Origin of the sequence: Amycolatopsis sp. AA4 (assembly GCF_002796545.1) — a bacterium.
Taxonomy (GTDB): Bacteria; Actinomycetota; Actinomycetes; order Mycobacteriales; family Pseudonocardiaceae; genus Amycolatopsis.
Map to the genome: position 1 here is coordinate 8,056,147 of NZ_CP024894.1, position 14,232 is coordinate 8,070,378.

General features: G+C 69.8%; 15 protein-coding genes and 1 tRNA gene. 7 read left to right on the forward strand and 9 right to left on the reverse strand.

Annotated features, from left to right (window positions below; genetic code table 11):
* The first annotated feature begins 83 nt into the window (after positions 1-83).
* The gene (locus tag CU254_RS37265; protein WP_009084646.1) at positions 84-1,100 is read left to right on the forward strand and encodes a CapA family protein; all 1,017 of its coding nucleotides are present in this window, start codon (positions 84-86) and stop codon (positions 1,098-1,100) included.
* 380 nt (positions 1,101-1,480) lie between these two features.
* Here CU254_RS37265 and CU254_RS37270 read toward each other — a convergent pair whose 3' ends face one another.
* Positions 1,481-2,155, reverse strand: a complete 675-nt coding sequence (locus tag CU254_RS37270; RefSeq protein ID WP_009084649.1) for an alpha/beta fold hydrolase — start codon at positions 2,153-2,155, stop codon at positions 1,481-1,483.
* 92 nt (positions 2,156-2,247) lie between these two features.
* On the opposite strand from CU254_RS37270, the gene CU254_RS37275 reads away from it, so the two are divergent.
* The gene (locus tag CU254_RS37275; RefSeq protein ID WP_009084651.1) at positions 2,248-2,814 is read left to right on the forward strand and encodes a TetR/AcrR family transcriptional regulator; all 567 of its coding nucleotides are present in this window, start codon (positions 2,248-2,250) and stop codon (positions 2,812-2,814) included.
* Here CU254_RS37275 and CU254_RS37280 read toward each other — a convergent pair whose 3' ends face one another.
* Positions 2,815-3,741 (reverse strand): TauD/TfdA family dioxygenase, encoded by a 927-nt coding sequence (locus CU254_RS37280; protein ID WP_009084653.1) that lies wholly within the window; start codon positions 3,739-3,741, stop codon positions 2,815-2,817.
* A 325-nt stretch (positions 3,742-4,066) separates the two neighbouring features.
* On the opposite strand from CU254_RS37280, the gene CU254_RS37285 reads away from it, so the two are divergent.
* Together CU254_RS37285 and CU254_RS37290 are read left to right on the forward strand one after the other, a co-directional pair.
* Positions 4,067-4,360 carry a hypothetical protein gene (locus CU254_RS37285; RefSeq protein ID WP_037716087.1) on the forward strand — a complete coding sequence of 98 codons (294 nt, stop codon included), beginning with the start codon at positions 4,067-4,069 and terminating at the stop codon, positions 4,358-4,360.
* A complete protein-coding gene (locus tag CU254_RS37290; protein ID WP_009084656.1) occupies positions 4,360-4,929 on the forward strand; it encodes a hypothetical protein in 570 nt (189 codons plus the stop codon). The genes CU254_RS37285 and CU254_RS37290 overlap by 1 nt, the downstream gene beginning before the upstream one ends.
* Here CU254_RS37290 and CU254_RS37295 read toward each other — a convergent pair.
* The 4 genes from CU254_RS37295 to CU254_RS37310 all read right to left on the reverse strand — a co-directional run bounded on the left by CU254_RS37295 (position 4,926) and on the right by CU254_RS37310 (position 7,057).
* A complete protein-coding gene (locus CU254_RS37295) occupies positions 4,926-5,720 on the reverse strand; it encodes an SAM-dependent methyltransferase (protein ID WP_078561024.1) in 795 nt (264 codons plus the stop codon). The two genes, CU254_RS37290 and CU254_RS37295, sit on opposite strands and share 4 nt — an antisense overlap.
* 260 nt (positions 5,721-5,980) lie before the next feature.
* Positions 5,981-6,067: transfer RNA gene (locus tag CU254_RS37300), tRNA-Ser, on the reverse strand.
* A gap of 43 nt (positions 6,068-6,110) precedes the next feature.
* Positions 6,111-6,551: a nucleoside deaminase gene (locus CU254_RS37305; protein WP_037716091.1), complete on the reverse strand. Its 441-nt coding sequence runs from the start codon at positions 6,549-6,551 to the stop codon at positions 6,111-6,113.
* A gap of 23 nt (positions 6,552-6,574) precedes the next feature.
* Positions 6,575-7,057 carry a tRNA adenosine deaminase-associated protein gene (locus CU254_RS37310; protein WP_037354362.1) on the reverse strand — a complete coding sequence of 161 codons (483 nt, stop codon included), beginning with the start codon at positions 7,055-7,057 and terminating at the stop codon, positions 6,575-6,577.
* A 76-nt stretch (positions 7,058-7,133) separates the two neighbouring features.
* Between CU254_RS37310 and CU254_RS37315 the strand changes: the two genes are divergently transcribed.
* The gene (locus tag CU254_RS37315; protein WP_037716094.1) at positions 7,134-8,363 is read left to right on the forward strand and encodes a M20 family metallopeptidase; all 1,230 of its coding nucleotides are present in this window, start codon (positions 7,134-7,136) and stop codon (positions 8,361-8,363) included.
* A 37-nt stretch (positions 8,364-8,400) separates the two neighbouring features.
* Here CU254_RS37315 and CU254_RS37320 read toward each other — a convergent pair whose 3' ends face one another.
* Entirely contained in the window at positions 8,401-9,114 is a 714-nt protein-coding gene (locus tag CU254_RS37320) for a class I SAM-dependent methyltransferase (protein ID WP_009084665.1), read from the reverse strand.
* Positions 9,115-9,263: 149 nt separating this feature from the next.
* On the opposite strand from CU254_RS37320, the gene CU254_RS37325 reads away from it, so the two are divergent.
* Positions 9,264-10,166: a dihydrodipicolinate synthase family protein gene (locus tag CU254_RS37325; protein WP_037716096.1), complete on the forward strand. Its 903-nt coding sequence runs from the start codon at positions 9,264-9,266 to the stop codon at positions 10,164-10,166.
* A 4-nt stretch (positions 10,167-10,170) separates the two neighbouring features.
* Here CU254_RS37325 and CU254_RS37330 read toward each other — a convergent pair whose 3' ends face one another.
* Positions 10,171-11,136, reverse strand: coding sequence for an RNA polymerase subunit sigma-70 (locus CU254_RS37330; RefSeq protein WP_100267180.1), 966 nt, complete (start codon positions 11,134-11,136; stop codon positions 10,171-10,173).
* A 210-nt stretch (positions 11,137-11,346) separates the two neighbouring features.
* Between CU254_RS37330 and lysA the strand changes: the two genes are divergently transcribed.
* Positions 11,347-12,681, forward strand: a complete 1,335-nt coding sequence (lysA, locus tag CU254_RS37335; RefSeq protein ID WP_009084670.1) for a diaminopimelate decarboxylase — start codon at positions 11,347-11,349, stop codon at positions 12,679-12,681.
* Here the strand turns inward: lysA and CU254_RS37340 are convergent.
* A complete protein-coding gene (locus CU254_RS37340; protein WP_037716099.1) occupies positions 12,678-14,204 on the reverse strand; it encodes an APC family permease in 1,527 nt (508 codons plus the stop codon). The genes lysA and CU254_RS37340 overlap by 4 nt on opposite strands.
* Between the last annotated feature and the right edge of the window lie 28 nt (positions 14,205-14,232).

Genomic DNA, 14,232 nt, shown 5'->3' on the forward strand with positions numbered 1-14,232 from the left:
CGAACAAGCGAAGCAGAGGAAGACGAAAGGGCAACGATTCGTAACGAGCTGGAGGGATTTCCTCCTTTGGACGGGTTGACGCAATGATCACGCTCGTACTCGGCGGAGACGTCAACCTGCAGGGCCGCGCGAACCCGGAAACGGCGTTCCAGCCGCTGAGCTCGCTGCTCACCGGCGCCGACGTGCGGTTCGTGAATCTCGAGGGACCGCTGTCCGGCTCGACCGGCACGGACATCCCGCACAAGCCGAACTGGCGGCATTCCCCGCCGGAGATGGTCGCCGCGCTGACCGCCGCCGAGATCGACGTCGTGTCGGTGGCCAACAACGTCACCTACCCGCCGGCCGCGGCGATGGCGAGCCTCGCCGTCCTGGACCGCGCCGGAATCGCGCATTGCGGCGCGGGCGCGAACCTCGCCGAAGCGCACGCGCCGGCGATCCTCGAACGGCCCGGCGGCCGGATCGCGTTCCTCGCCTACACGTCGCTGTGCTGGCCCGTCGGGCAGGAGGCGACGGAGGACTCGCCGGGCGTCGCCGTAGCGGGCGCTTACACGTCGTACCAACCGGATCCGCGCGTCCTGGACGTCCCCGGCCGCCCGCCGATCGTGCACACCACGCCGGTCCGCCGCGACCTGGAGCTGCTGCTCGCCGACATCCGCCGCGCCCGCGCCGAGGCCGACCACGTCGTGGTGTCGATGCATTGGGGCCTCCCTGGCGAAGAACTGGCCGAGTACCAGGTGACCTACGCGCACGCGATCGTCGACGCCGGGGCCGACCTGGTCGTCGGGCACGGACCGCACACCGTGCAGCCGGTCGAGGTGTACCGCGGCCGCCCGATCCTCTACAGCCTGGGAAACCTCGTCTTCGACTGGCCGGCCATGCGCGACCGGCACCGCGACGGCCTGCTCGCCGGCTGCGTCGTCGGCGAGCAGATGCGGGTCGAATTAGTGCCGATCCGCCGCGACGAAGACAACGAATGCGTACCGTTGACGGGAGCCGACGCCGACGAAGCACTGCGGCGCTTCGTGGAGTTGTCCGCGCGGCGCGGCACGACCGTGACGGTCAGTGATGGCTTCGCGACCGTCGAAGGACTTCGCGGCTAGACCGCCGGTCCCGCCTTCACCCGGACGGCGCATCTGCCTTAAATGCAGCTCAAGCCCGGGGTCGGCGGGTACCGGGCGGGAGTACCTTACCGATGAGCACGGAAACTGTGGCCCAGACCACTTTCGGGCCGCCCCGGCGCTCACGGGTAGCACCTCGCGGGGGAGGCGACACGGTCACGTGGGGGTTGACCGTCGTCGAGTGCGCGGGTGCCACCGCCGGAGGAAAACAGCCGCGGGCGCGGGACTTTTTCCGCTTCTCCCGCGACCGCGGCTCCACGGATTTGCCCCGGGGAAGCCTCGCGAGTGGCGAGGCGCCGCCTTGACCGCGCGGGGGAGCGCGGGAGGGGGAGGAAGGCGGCCTGCCTCGCCACTCGTGAGCATTAACCGCTGACCAGCGCCGCCGCTCGCGCGCAGATCTCGCCGTGGGTGAGCGGCAGGTAGTGGCCAGCTCCCGGCACGATCTGCAGCGCTCCGTCCTGACAGGCAGCCAAAAACCGGCGCTCGCCAAGGCGGAAGTGGTCGTGGCGGCCGTTCAGCAGCAGTACCCGCCCCGGGTACCGCGCGAGGTCGGCGAGCGGATCCATCCCAGCCGCCAGCACGTCGGGGATGACCTCGGAAGCGATTCCCGCGGCGATCGTCGGTTCCGCCACCTCGGCGGGAAGAACCCGGCGGAGCAGCCACGCGCCGTCGTCCGCAGCTGCCGCCAGCCCGCGGCTCGCGAACCGGAACCCGCCGCGCAATATCGGACTGGGCACGAGCGAACAGCCAGCTCCCACCAGGGATACGACCCGCTCCGGATGGCGGGCCGCGGTCGCGATCGAGACATAGCCGCCGAGGGAATGCCCGACCAGAACCGCGCGGCCGCCGACCTCGTCGATAGCGTCGGCGACCGCGTCGACCGCACCGTCGAGAGTGAACCGTTCCCCGCGCCGCGTCCCGTGTCCCGGCAGGTCCGGCGTCGCGATTCGACCCCGTGCCAGGCGTTTCTGCTGTTGCCAGCACGCTCCGGACAGCCGGATGCCGTGCACGAAAACCACCGGCAGCACGTCGCTCATGTCTCCCCCTTCGCCCAGTTTGCAACGGTGCGTTGCATATCACCGGTCTACCAAATGCAACGCACCGTTGCAAACGTGGTTAGGATCGAGCCATGGACCGGACCGCCTCCCGTCCGCGCAAGGCGGACGCCATCTTCTCCGCGACCCTCGCGCTGCTGGCCGAACGCGGTTACGACGCCTTGACCGTCGAAGCGGTCGCCGCGCGAGCCGGGGTGCACAAAACGACGATCTACCGCACGTGGGCGACCAAGGACGAGGTCCTCGCCGACGCCCTCGTCCAGGCCCCGGAGCTGACCTTCGAGATCCCCGACACCGGGTCGCTGCGCGGCGATCTCCTCGAACTGGCGAGGCAGATCCACCGGCTGCTGACCGATCCGGCGAACCGGCGCGTCATCACGGCCGTCGTCTCCGCGCTGCCGGACCGGGCCGCCACCGCCGAGGCCGCCGGACGCTTTTTCGCCGACCGCCTCGGCCGTGAGCAGGCCGTTTTCGACCGCGCCCACGACCGAGGCGAACTCGCCGATCCCGCGGATGCGGAAATGATCATGGATCTGCTCGGCGGGAACCTCTGGTTCCACACCTTGATCCGGGCGAACTCCGCCGACGACGTCTATCTCGAACGACTCGTCGACACCGTCCTCACCGGGGTACCCCGCTGATCAGTACGGCCGGTCCCCGACGATCGCGACGCGTTCGGCGATCCGGACGTGCGGGTGGTAGTCGTTGACCGCGTAGTGCTGGGTCGCGCGGTTGTCCCAGAACGCCACCGAATCCGGCTCCCAGCGGAAGCGCACCTGGAACTCCGGCGTGTGCGCCTGCAGGAACAAATACCGCAGCAGCCGGTCGCTTTCGCCGCGGTCGAGGCCGACGATGTGCGTGGTGAACGCCTGGTTGACGAACAACGTCCGCCGTCCGGTCTCCGGATGGGTCCGCACCACCGGGTGCTCGACCGGCGGGTACGCGTCCTGCCACTGGGCCAGCAGGTCCGGGTCGGTGAACCGGTCGAAACCGGGGACGAAATCGTGCACCGCGGTGAGGCCGTCGATCCGCTCGCGGACGTCGGCGGGCAGGTTGTCGTAGGCGGCGGCCATGTCGGCCCACATCGTGTCGCCGCCGATCGGCGGGACCTCGACGAGCCGCAGCACCGAACCGAGCGCCGGGTTCGGCCGCCAGGTGACGTCGGTGTGCCAGATGTTTTCGTACCCGGGCATCCCGGCGGTGCGGGTGAACCGCACGACCTCGTCGGAATCGCCCCGCGGGATGAACGGGTTGGTCTCCAGCTCGCCCCAGTTGGCGGCGAACGCGCGCTGCTGCTGCGACGTGATGTGCTGGTCGCGGAAGAAGAGCACCTTCCACTCCAGCAGCGCGCGGTTCAGCTCGGCCCGCAGCCGCGGCGAAACCGGCGCGCCGAGGTCCACTCCGGAGATTTCCGCGCCGATCACCCTTCCGAGCGGGCGCAGGGCGAAAAGCTCGTAGGGACGTTCTTCGCCGCCGTCCGGAAGGCGGCGCAGCACGCGCGGTCCTTCGAGGATCCCGTCGTCCGGGGTGACGGACGAGCGCAGGCGGGCAGGCAGGTCTACAGACATGGGGGTACTCCCGGAAGAATAGGCGAATTCGGCTTGGTGAGCGGGAAATCGCCTACGCGGGAGGGGAGCCGAGACGACCGCGACGCCTCAGGAGGGCGGCTACACCCTCGCCGTCCGACCGCGCCGGGGCACGGCCGGCTTGCGGCACTACCCGGTTCTCTGGCATGACTCCAATTCTGGCGGGGCGCGGAGCGGCTGGTCAAGGATCCCCACGATGTGGAATCGTCGCACGCCCGGCCGAGTGACCCGGGCCGCCTCGATGGGGTTAGATCTCCTCAGAGGGTGGCGGGCCGCGGTTCGCGCTCTCCCGGAAGCGGAGGTCCCGATGGCAGGTTCGATGAGCGAGCGGCTCAACGCCGCCGCGGACGCGCTCGATCGAGCGGCTGCCGACGCGGACCGAGCGGCGGGCCGGTTCGCCGAAGCCCGTCTCGAATCGACGCCGTGGGGCATTTCCGCGCCGGCGCGGGAAATCGCCGCCCGGTGGGAGGCCGCGCTCGCCGCGCGGGACGTCGACGCGCGCATTCTCGGCGACGCGACGTCCGACCTCGCCGGCCAGCTGCGGATGGCCGCCCGCGGCCACCACCACCGCCCGACGATCGCGACGGCGCTGCTGAGTTGATGCCGTTCCTCCACCCGGCGCTGGACAACGCGGCCGCCGGGCTTGCCTCATTGAGCGCCGCGGCCGCCGCGATCGGCGCACCGGACCCGGTCGCCGCACTGCGCCAGATCGACTGTTCCCCGCAGACGATCCGCGAATCGGCGCGCACGCTTTCCAGCGGACGCGACGTTTTGGTGATGGCGCGGCTGGAGTTCGAACGCGGGGCGCACAGCGCGGAACGCAAGTGGGGCGGCGAACCGGCCGCGCGATTCCGGGGCTGCGCCGACGAACTGGACGCGCATTACCGGCAGGCTGCCGAAGCCGCTGCCCGCACCGCGTCGGTCGGCCTGGATCTGGCGGATTTGCTTGACCGGCTGGCAGATCAGACCGCGGCGCGGGTCATGCTGATCGCCGAAGGAGTGTCGCCGGCGGCCGTCGCGCTCTTGGCGGGTGACCGATCCGCGGAGCCAGCGGTGCGCGAAGCGTGCGCGACCATCGCGGAAGCGGTCGAGCGCGGCGTCGCAACCATAGGAGAGGCAACGACTTTCCTCGACGCGTTCGGCACACCCGTGTTGCAGGAAGAGAATTAACGGGTCGCGAGCACGAATCCGCCGCGAGTGTGCTCCAGCGGTTCACGCCCGTACCGGACGGAAAGTTCCGCCACCGTAACGGTTTCCGGCCGCCAGCCGTGCTCGGCGAGCCACTCCGGAGCGTCGCCCGCGAGCCCGCCGCGCCAGAGCGCCGTGACCTCGCCGCCGTATTTGCGCGCCCGCTCCAGCAATCCGTCGCGATCGCCGTCCGGCCGATGCTCGAACGAAATCCGACTGCCCGGTGCGGACACCTCGGTGACGGCCGTGAGCAGCCGCTCCGCCTCGTCACGGCTGAGGTAGACCAGCAGCCCCTCGGCAAGCCACACCGTCGGCTTGCCCGGGTCGAATCCCTTGTCGCGCAAGGCAGTGACCCAGTCGTCCCGCAGGTCCACCGGGACCACCGTCCGCTCACACCGGGCGCGCGCCCCTTGTTCGGCCAGCACGGTTTCCTTGAACGCGAGCACGTCCGGCAGGTCGACCTCGAACACGCGCGCCCCGTCGGGCCAGTCGAGCCGGAACGCCCGCGCGTCGAGCCCGGCCGCGAGAAGCACCGTCTGCGTGCCACCAGCGACGAAGTCGTCAAAGAACCGGGTGCGGATCGCGACCTGCTGCGCGAACACCATCCCCAGCTCGCGGTGATTCTCCCGGCCCTCGAAGATCGCGCGCCCGGCGTGGAAAAACGCCCCCGCGTACGGATCCTCGAACAGCCGATCCGGCCGCCCGCTCTCCAACGCCCGCAGCCCGGCGACCCCCACCGCAGTCTTGCCAACAGCCGGAAGCTCTCCGCTCATGCTCCCCACGCTACTGCGAAAACACCCCACTTGACGGCCATTACTCGCTAGCCGCACCCACCCACCCAAAGCGAGCACCACGACAGGGGCCCGGGGGCGAAGCCCTCCGGTGGCCGAACCCGCCCACCCAAGGCGAGCACCACGACGGGGGGTCCGGGGGGCGAAGCCCCTCCGGGCGGGGCCTGGGGGTTGCACCCCCAGAAACACGGCGGGCGAGCCAGGCCGACGCTTTCCGTCGGCATGGCTCGCCCACTCGCACGCGGTGGCGGTGGGATTTGAACCCACGGACGGGATTAACCGTCACACGATTTCGAGTCGTGCTCCTTCGGCCGCTCGGACACGCCACCGCCGAGAACAATACCGGACCCCTTCCGCGGGGTTCGGCGGGGGTTACTCGGCCCCTAGCCGGCGGTCCGCGAAGTACGCCTCGAGCAGGGCCGCGCAGTCGCTTTCGAGCACACCGCCGTGGACTTCCGGCCGGTGGTTGAGGCGGCGGTCGCGCACGACGTCCCACAGCGACGACACCGCGCCCGTCTTGGGCTCCCAGGCTCCGAACACCAGCCGCGCGACGCGGGCGAGCACGAGCGCGCCGGCGCACATCGTGCAGGGTTCCAGCGTGACCGCGAGGGTGCAGCCCTCCAGCCGCCAGCCGTCGCCGAACTCGCGGGCCGCCGCGCGCAGGGCGAGGATCTCCGCGTGCGCCGTGGGGTCGGCCAGTTCGACGCGCGCGTTGCGGGCCGCGGCCAGCGGGCGCCCGTCGGGGTCGAAGACGACCGCGCCGATGGGCACGTCGGCACCGGGGGCGCGGGCCGCGTCGAGCGCGGCCCGCACGGCCTCGGTGTCGTCCGGCCGTCTCAGAGCTGGTCCAGCAGTTTCGAGAACTCGGCCTCGAAGCCGCACCGCTGGGCGATCATCTGGAGCTGTTCGTCCGGGTAGAGGTCGACCTCGCCGACGATCACCTCCAGTTCGCCGCCGGGCAGGCCGAGGTCGGCCAGGATTTCGAGGTCGCCCTCGGGCCAGACCGCGTCGTCGTCCTCGTCCGGGGGGTCGACGCGCAGGACGTCGAGGACGTCGGCCGCGATGTCGTAGTCGAGCGCCGCGGCGGCGTCAGACAGCAGCAGCGACGGTCCCCTCGGGCTCGGCCGGACGATCACGAAGAACTCGTCGTCGACGGCCAGCAGGCCGAACGCCGCCCCGGTCGACCGGAGCTTGCCCAGCTCGGTGATCGCCGCATCCAGTTCTGTGAGCGCCGAGGAATCGAGCGCACTGCACCGCCACCGACCGTCTTCACGGACCACAGCTATCGCGAAGCCCGTGACCGGCTCTTGCACCGCCATGCGCACACCGTATTCCGCCTCGCTGGCGAACGCACGCACGGTGCGCCCGAAGCGTGCGAGGTGCCACTATCGAGCCATGACCGGACCCACCGACCTCCCCACCCTGCCCGGCAATCGCCACCCCGGGCTGCTCGACGCCGCGCGGCAGCTGCAGGACCGCACTGTCGAGCTCCGCCGCGCCGTGCACCGGCACCCTGAACAGGGCTTGCAGCTGCCGCGCACCCAGGCGGCGATCCGCGCCGCGCTGGCCGACCTGCCGATCGAACTGACCGACGGCCGCTCCACGACGTCGCTCACCGGCGTGCTGCGCGGTGCCCGGCCAGGCCCGGCCATCCTGCTGCGGGCCGACATGGACGCGCTGCCGCTGACCGAGGACACCGGCCTGGAGTTCTCGTCCGAGATCGACGGCACGATGCACGCCTGCGGACACGACACGCACGTCGCGATGCTCGCGTCGGCCGCCCGGCTGCTGTCGGAGCGCGTCGACGAGCTGGCGGGTTCGGTGGTGTTCATGTTCCAGCCGGGCGAGGAGGGCCTGCACGGCGCGCGGCACATGATCCACGAGGGAGTGCTGGACGCGGCCGGCACGCGCGTCACGCGTGCCTTCGGCCTGCACACGATCGCCAACAGTCCAAGCGGCGTGCTGCAGGTGCGCGGCGGGCCGATGATGGCGTCGGCCGACACGTTCAGCGTCGAGGTCACCGGCCGCGGCGGCCACGGTTCCGCCCCGCACGACGCCATCGACCCCGTTCCCGCCGCGGCGGCGATGGTCGGCGCGCTGCAGACGATGGTCACGCGCCGGATCAGCGTCTTCGACCCGGCGGTGGTCTCGGTGACCCGCATCGTGGCCGGAACGACGACGAACATCATCCCCGAGACGGCGGTGCTCGAGGGGACCATTCGCACCCTCTCGGAGACGACGCGGTCCTTCGTCCGCGAGGAACTGCCGAAGGTGTGCGAGGCGGTCGGAGCGGCCCATGGCTGCCGCGTGTCGGCTGGGGTGGACCCGGGCTACCCGACGACGGTCAACGACCCGCAGGTGGCGGCTGAGGTGTTGTCGCTGGGTGCGGAGGTGCTGGGGCCGGACCACGTCGAGGAGCTGACCACGCCGATCATGGGCGCGGAGGACTTCTCGTATGTGCTGCAACGGGTTCCGGGCACGTTCGCGTTCATCGGCGCGCGCGAGCCGGGAGCGGATCCGGCGACGACCGAGGACAACCACTCGAACCGGGTGAAGTTCCACGAACCGGCGATGGCCGCCGGGGTCGCCATGTACACGGCGTTCGCGTTGGACGCCCTGCGCTGAGGATTCGGCACGCCCTCTTCGCCGGGGGCGTGCCGGTTCACTCGGCTTGGGCGAGGAAGACGAACTCGCGGTCCGGCCGGTCGGGGGCCTGCCGGACGTCCAGGACCCGGTAGCCCTCCGCGCGCAGGCTCGTCTCGACCTCGTCCTGACTGCGGAATCGGAGGGTCGAGTCCGAGGCGATAACGGTCCCGTCGGCCAGGAACCGGTATGTGGTGCGGAATGAGACGAGCGGCAGCCGGACTTCGGTGACCTCGACTCGTTGCTCCACCGCCCCGATCCCGGGCACCTCGCGGGTGTGCGGCGGCACGTCCCAGGTCTCCCACGCGCGGTAATCCGGCCGCCGGGTCTCGAACACCAGATACCCGCCGGGCCGCAGCGCCGTCCGGATTCCGCGGAGGGTCGCCGCCCAGTCGTCGTCGGTCAGGAAGACCTGCGCGACGTTCCCGGTCATCACCGCGAGATCCGCGTCCAGCGGGGGCAGGGTGGTCGCGTCTCCGTGCCGCCAATCGACGCGGCGGTCCTTTGCCCGCGCGATGTCGAGCGACGCTTCCGCCGGATCGACCCCGATGACGGTGCGTCCGGTTTCGGCGAGCAAGACCGCCAGGCAGCCGGTGCCGCAGCCGACGTCCAGCACCCGGCGAGCCGCCAGCTCGTCTGCGATCCGGAGATACGCGGGCAGGTCGACCCGGTCGCCGTCGAACGTGTCGTAGATCGGCGCGAGGCGGGGATGGGCGAACAACGCGTCGGGCATCTGCCCACCGTACCCAGGTTCTCGCCAGGTCGGGCCGCTCTTCGACGGATTTCCAGGACGCTGAACCCAAAGGTCAGGACGATTGTCCTGGCTCGCCTCGTGTTACTCTTCGCTTTGTCGAGACATCATATATCAGATCGGATCTGCTCGTGGCGTTCGAGAAACAGCGACAGCGGCTCGCCGGCGTGGTGGCGATCCCGGTGACCCCCTTCACCGCGGCCGGGGACGTGGACGCCGAGACGTACGAGCGGCTCGTCGAACGGCTCGTGCTGAGCGGCGTCGAGGTCGTCACGCCGAACGGCAACACCGGCGAGTTCTACGCGCTCGAAGAGCAAGAAACGCGACAGTGTCTCGAACTCACCACGAAGGCGGCGCGGGAGGCGAGCGTCCTCGCAGGCGTCGGCCATGACGTGCGTACAGCGGTGAAGGCCGCGAAGCACGCGCGCGCTTCCGGAGCGGACATGGTGATGATCCACCAGCCCGTGCATCCGTACGTATCGCGCGCGGGTTGGATCGACTATCACCGCGCTATCGCGAACGAAGTGCCCGAACTCGGGGTTGTGCTGTACGTGCGCAACCCCGCCATCGAGGGGGCAGACCTGGCACAGCTCGCCGACGCCGCACCGAACGTGCTCGGCGTGAAGTACGCGGTGCCCGACCCAGTGCGCTTCCGCACCGTCGCGCGCGACGCAGGGTACGAGCGCTTCGTGTGGATCGCCGGTCTCGCCGAACTGTCCGCCCCTGGGTACTTCGCGGTCGGCGCGACGGGCTTCACCTCCGGGCTGGTGAACGTCGCCCCGCAGATCTCGCTCGACCTGTTCCGCCGCCTGCGCAACCACGACTTCGCCGGAGCAATGGAGATCTGGGACCGCATCCGCCCGTTCGAGGAGATGCGCGCCGCCCACAGCAACGCGAATAACGTCAGCGTGGTCAAGGACGCGCTCTCGCAGCTCGGCCTGTGCCGCCCCGACGTTCGGCCGCCGAGCAGGCTGCTGACTGCGGCCGAACGGGACCAGCTGTTCGGAATCCTGTCCGCGTGGGGGCTTTCGTAACGAGTCAGGCGAGCGCTGGCGGCAGGTCGAAGGCTGGGAATACCTCCGGGCCGAAGGTGGTCACCTCCGCGACCCGACTGCCGTCCAGCCGCAGCGTCACCAGACCGAAAGGCCGGAACTCTCCGACTGTGCGCGCGTACGTCGCGAGGGCGGGCAGACCGTTCGCGCGCGTCTCGACCACGCGGAACTCGACAGCGTTGCCCCCTTGCAACGCCGGTGCCCAGGCTTCGAGCACTGCGGCTCGCCCCGCATACCAAGTCGGTTCCGGTCCCATGTGCCCGCCAGCGCCGGGAGCGTGACTGCAACGCACGTCTTCGCGCAACAGCTCAGCGAAGGCCGCTTCGTCGTGCTCTACGAGCGCCTTCACGTACTTCGCAACGACAGCGCGTTCCTCGTCGCTCGCGGACGCCGACGCCCACTCCGTACGTCGTGTAGGCAAGTGCTCCTGCAGTTCGGCCCGCGCGCGCAACACATTGCTGTTCACCGACGCAGGCGTCGTACCGAGCACTGAAGCCGCTTCGCGCGCAGACCAGCCGAGTACGTCGCGAAGCACCAACGCAGCACGCTGTCGCGGCGAAAGATGCTGAATGGCGGCGAGGAACGCCAACTCCACCGTCTCGAGCGCGACGACGACAGCGTCCGGTTGAAGCGCGCTGTCGGGCGCAGGCTGCAACCACGGCACGGCGACATCGGGGCGCGGCGCGAGGTCGGAGTCGTGCGCAACCGGCAGATCGAGCGTCGGCAGCTCGCGCGGATGCGCTTCGAGGTGGTCGAGACACGCGTTGGTCGCGATCCGGTACAGCCACGCCCGCAGGCTGGCGCGGCCCGCATACGTCGAACGGCTGCGCCACGCGCGCAGCAGCGTCTCCTGGACCAGGTCTTCCGCCTCGTCGAACGAGCCCAGCATCCGGTAGCAGTGCACCCGCAGCTCGTGCCGGTACGGCTCGGTCTCGCTCGCGAAGTCGGTCATCTGTTCAACCATGTCCGATAAGACGGCGAGTCGCCCGAAAACTCAGCAAAGCCCAGCTCAACCGGGGCGTGGCGGAAGTTACTCGCGCGTTAAGAACGCGTCAGCACGACCGCCCGGACCGTCAGGGGCCCGTTTCCGGGACGTTCCGGTCCGGGGTCGGCGCCGTGTGCTGGCGGTGTTCGCCGCGATCGACATCGACCGGAGGTAACCGTGACGCTCAGCGAGCTGCTCCCGAGTCTCGGCTGCGAGGCCGCCGACCACCTAGAGCCGGGACTCTGGCCGCAAGGCACGAAGCTCGGCGAAGGCGGCGAGTTGCTCTTCGCCGGCGCGCCGGTCAGCCACCTGGCCGCGCGCTTCGGTACGCCCGCCTACCTCCTCGACGAGGAACAGGTGCGCGAAACGGCCCGCGCGTACCGCCGTGCGCTGCCGGAAGCCGACGTCGCCTTCGCAAGCAAGGCGCTCTGTACGCGAGCAGTGTTGCGTTGGGTCGCCGAAGAAGGACTGTCCCTCGACACGTGCTCCGCAGGAGAGATCGCCGTCGCGCGCGCTGTCGGTTTTCCCGCGGAGCGCATTCTGTTGCACGGCAACGCGAAGACACCTGAAGATCTGAAAGCCGCGCTGCAGTACGGCGTCGGCCGCATCGTCCTCGACTCTCTCGACGAAGTCGAACAACTCGGCGCGCTCGCACACGGCGCACAACGCGTCCTCATTCGCGTCACGCCCGGCGTCAGCGGCGACACGCACGCTGCGATCACAACCGGCACCGAAGGACAGAAGTTCGGCTTCTCGCTACGCGCCGACGTACGCGACAACGTCGACCGCGCTGTCGCAGCAGTACTTTCGCAGCCAAGCCTGCAACTGACCGGACTGCACTGCCACATCGGCTCGCAAGTGTCCCGTGTGGACCGTTACGAGGAAGCCGCGCGGCGGATGGTCGAAGTACTCGTCCGCATCCGCGACCAATACGGAATCACGTTGCGCGAACTGGATCTCGGCGGCGGCCACGCGGTGCCGTACGCCGACCGCGAAGCATCCTTCGACCTCGACGGGTACGCACGACGTCTCCGCGTCGCGCTGGGCTACGAATGCTCGTCACGCGACTTCCCCTTGCCCCGACTGACCATCGAGCCCGGCCGCGCGATCGTCGGACCGGCCGGGATCACCGTTTACCGCGTGTGCGCAGTGAAACGCGGCGCGCGCACCTTCGTCGCTGTCGACGGCGGTATGAGCGACAACCCGCGCCCCGCACTGTACGGCGCGCGCTACACCGCGCGTCTCGTCGGCCGTCGCACGAAGGCCGCGCGTACGCCGATGACAGTGGTCGGACGACACTGCGAGTCCGGCGACGTACTGGCGGATGTCTGTCTGCCCGACGACATCCACGTCGGCGACCTGTTGGCCGTACCGTGCACCGGCGCGTACCACCACTCGCTGGCGTCGAACTACAACCTCGTCGGACGCCCACCGCTGGTCGGCGTCCGCGACGGACACGCGACGCTCCTCGTACGCCGCGAAACCGAAGAAGACCTGCTTCGCCGCTGCTAGCTTTCGATGGTCTGACCGTCGCGGGCAACGGCGCCGCGCGTCAGACGTCGCCCGGCGAAGAAGTCTCGGCACGCGCGTTGCACGGCGAACATCAACGGGAAACCCACGAGGATCGCCACGACCCCAATCACCGCAACGCCGCCAATACCGAACACAGTGGTCTCTCCAGCGTCAGGCTTCGCGTACGCGATCGCCGCAAGCACCAGTACCGCCAGGAAGAACACGCCGCCCACAAATGGCAGTAGGCCGCGAAGCAAGAAGTTACGCACGCTCGACAACAGCGTCCGGCGAAACACCCACACGCACGCAAGTGCCGTCATCGTGAACTCGATCGCGATCGTAAGCCCGACCGCGTCGACCGAATCCGCGAGCACGTTCCGGCTCCACAACGCCAGCAGCACGTACAAGGCCAGCGACACCAGCCCGAACGCCCACGTGGTCACCGACGGCGTCTGGTACTTCGGATGCACGCGGGCGAACACCTTGGGCAGCGCGCCGTGGCTGGCCATCGACAACGTCGTCCGCGCGGCGGGCATGATCGTCGCCTGGCTCGTCGCCGCGCCGCTGGTCAGCACCGACACGATCAGCAGCACCCCCATGACCTTGCCGAACCCGGACGTCCCGAACACCGCGCCGCCCAGCCCGGCGAGCACGTCCTCGGCGTTCGCCTCGTTGGCCAGCCCGATCCCGTGCTCGCCGACGCCCGCGAACGCCAGCGCCGCGACGGTCACCAGCAGGTAGTTGAGCACCAGCAGCACGGTGGACAGGATCGCCGCGCGGCCCGGCGCGTGCCGCGGATCGGCCGATTCCTCGTTCACCGAAAGCGAACTCTCCCAGCCCCAGTAGATGAAGACCGCGAGCAGCACCGCCGACACCGCCGTCCCGACGCTCACTCCGCTCGGCCACAGCCAGTCCCACCGCGGCAGGCTCGCTTGCGGGCCCGCAGTGCCTCGGTAGACGCGCGTGAGCGCTACGACGGAAAAGATCACCAGGACGGCGAGTTCGATGCCGAGGAGGATCCACTGCGCCCGCGCGGACACCTCGATGCCGCGGTAGCAAAGCCAGCAGAGCGCGAGCAGCCACGCGCCTCCGATCGCGGTCGTCACCGCGCGGTTGCCGGCGAGGTCGTCTAGACCAAACAGCAGCAGCGTGTACCGGCCGGTCAGCGCGGACTGACTGCTCATCACCAGCAGTTGCTCCACCAGGACCACCCAGCCGGTCATCCACCCGACCCGGCTGCCGAACGCGCGGGTGGCCCAGGTGAAGTTGGTGCCGCAATCGGGTTCGGCCGCGTTCAGTTCCCGGAAGGCAAAGGCGACGAACAGCACCGGCACGAACGACAGCAGCACGAACGCGGCCGCCTTGAACCCGGTCCCGGCGAGCACGATGAACCCGAGCGTCGCGGCGATCGAATAGGCCGGGGCGGTCGAGGACATCCCGATCACCGTCGAAGACACCATGCCGAGCGCGTTCGAACGGAGCCCCTTGGCCGGCACCACAGGTGCGGCGACGGCTTCGGTCATTGGAATATTCCTCCTAGAGATCGGCGGT

Excerpts from the sequence above, each read along its gene's own strand:
- CU254_RS37320 (WP_009084665.1), bottom strand. The coding sequence starts at position 9,114 with ATGCCCGACGCGTTGTTCGCCCATCCCCGCCTCGCGCCGATCTACGAC.
- CU254_RS37285 (WP_037716087.1), top strand. The coding sequence starts at position 4,067 with ATGGCAGGTTCGATGAGCGAGCGGCTCAACGCCGCCGCGGACGCGCTC.
- CU254_RS37270 (WP_009084649.1), bottom strand. The coding sequence starts at position 2,155 with ATGAGCGACGTGCTGCCGGTGGTTTTCGTGCACGGCATCCGGCTGTCC.
- CU254_RS37295 (WP_078561024.1), bottom strand. The coding sequence starts at position 5,720 with ATGAGCGGAGAGCTTCCGGCTGTTGGCAAGACTGCGGTGGGGGTCGCC.
- CU254_RS37280 (WP_009084653.1), bottom strand. The coding sequence starts at position 3,741 with ATGTCTGTAGACCTGCCTGCCCGCCTGCGCTCGTCCGTCACCCCGGAC.
- CU254_RS37315 (WP_037716094.1), top strand. The coding sequence starts at position 7,134 with ATGACCGGACCCACCGACCTCCCCACCCTGCCCGGCAATCGCCACCCC.
- CU254_RS37340 (WP_037716099.1), bottom strand. The coding sequence starts at position 14,204 with ATGACCGAAGCCGTCGCCGCACCTGTGGTGCCGGCCAAGGGGCTCCGT.
- CU254_RS37290 (WP_009084656.1), top strand. The coding sequence starts at position 4,360 with ATGCCGTTCCTCCACCCGGCGCTGGACAACGCGGCCGCCGGGCTTGCC.
- CU254_RS37330 (WP_100267180.1), bottom strand. The coding sequence starts at position 11,136 with ATGACCGACTTCGCGAGCGAGACCGAGCCGTACCGGCACGAGCTGCGG.
- CU254_RS37310 (WP_037354362.1), bottom strand. The coding sequence starts at position 7,057 with ATGGCGGTGCAAGAGCCGGTCACGGGCTTCGCGATAGCTGTGGTCCGT.
- CU254_RS37265 (WP_009084646.1), top strand. The coding sequence starts at position 84 with ATGATCACGCTCGTACTCGGCGGAGACGTCAACCTGCAGGGCCGCGCG.
- CU254_RS37275 (WP_009084651.1), top strand. The coding sequence starts at position 2,248 with ATGGACCGGACCGCCTCCCGTCCGCGCAAGGCGGACGCCATCTTCTCC.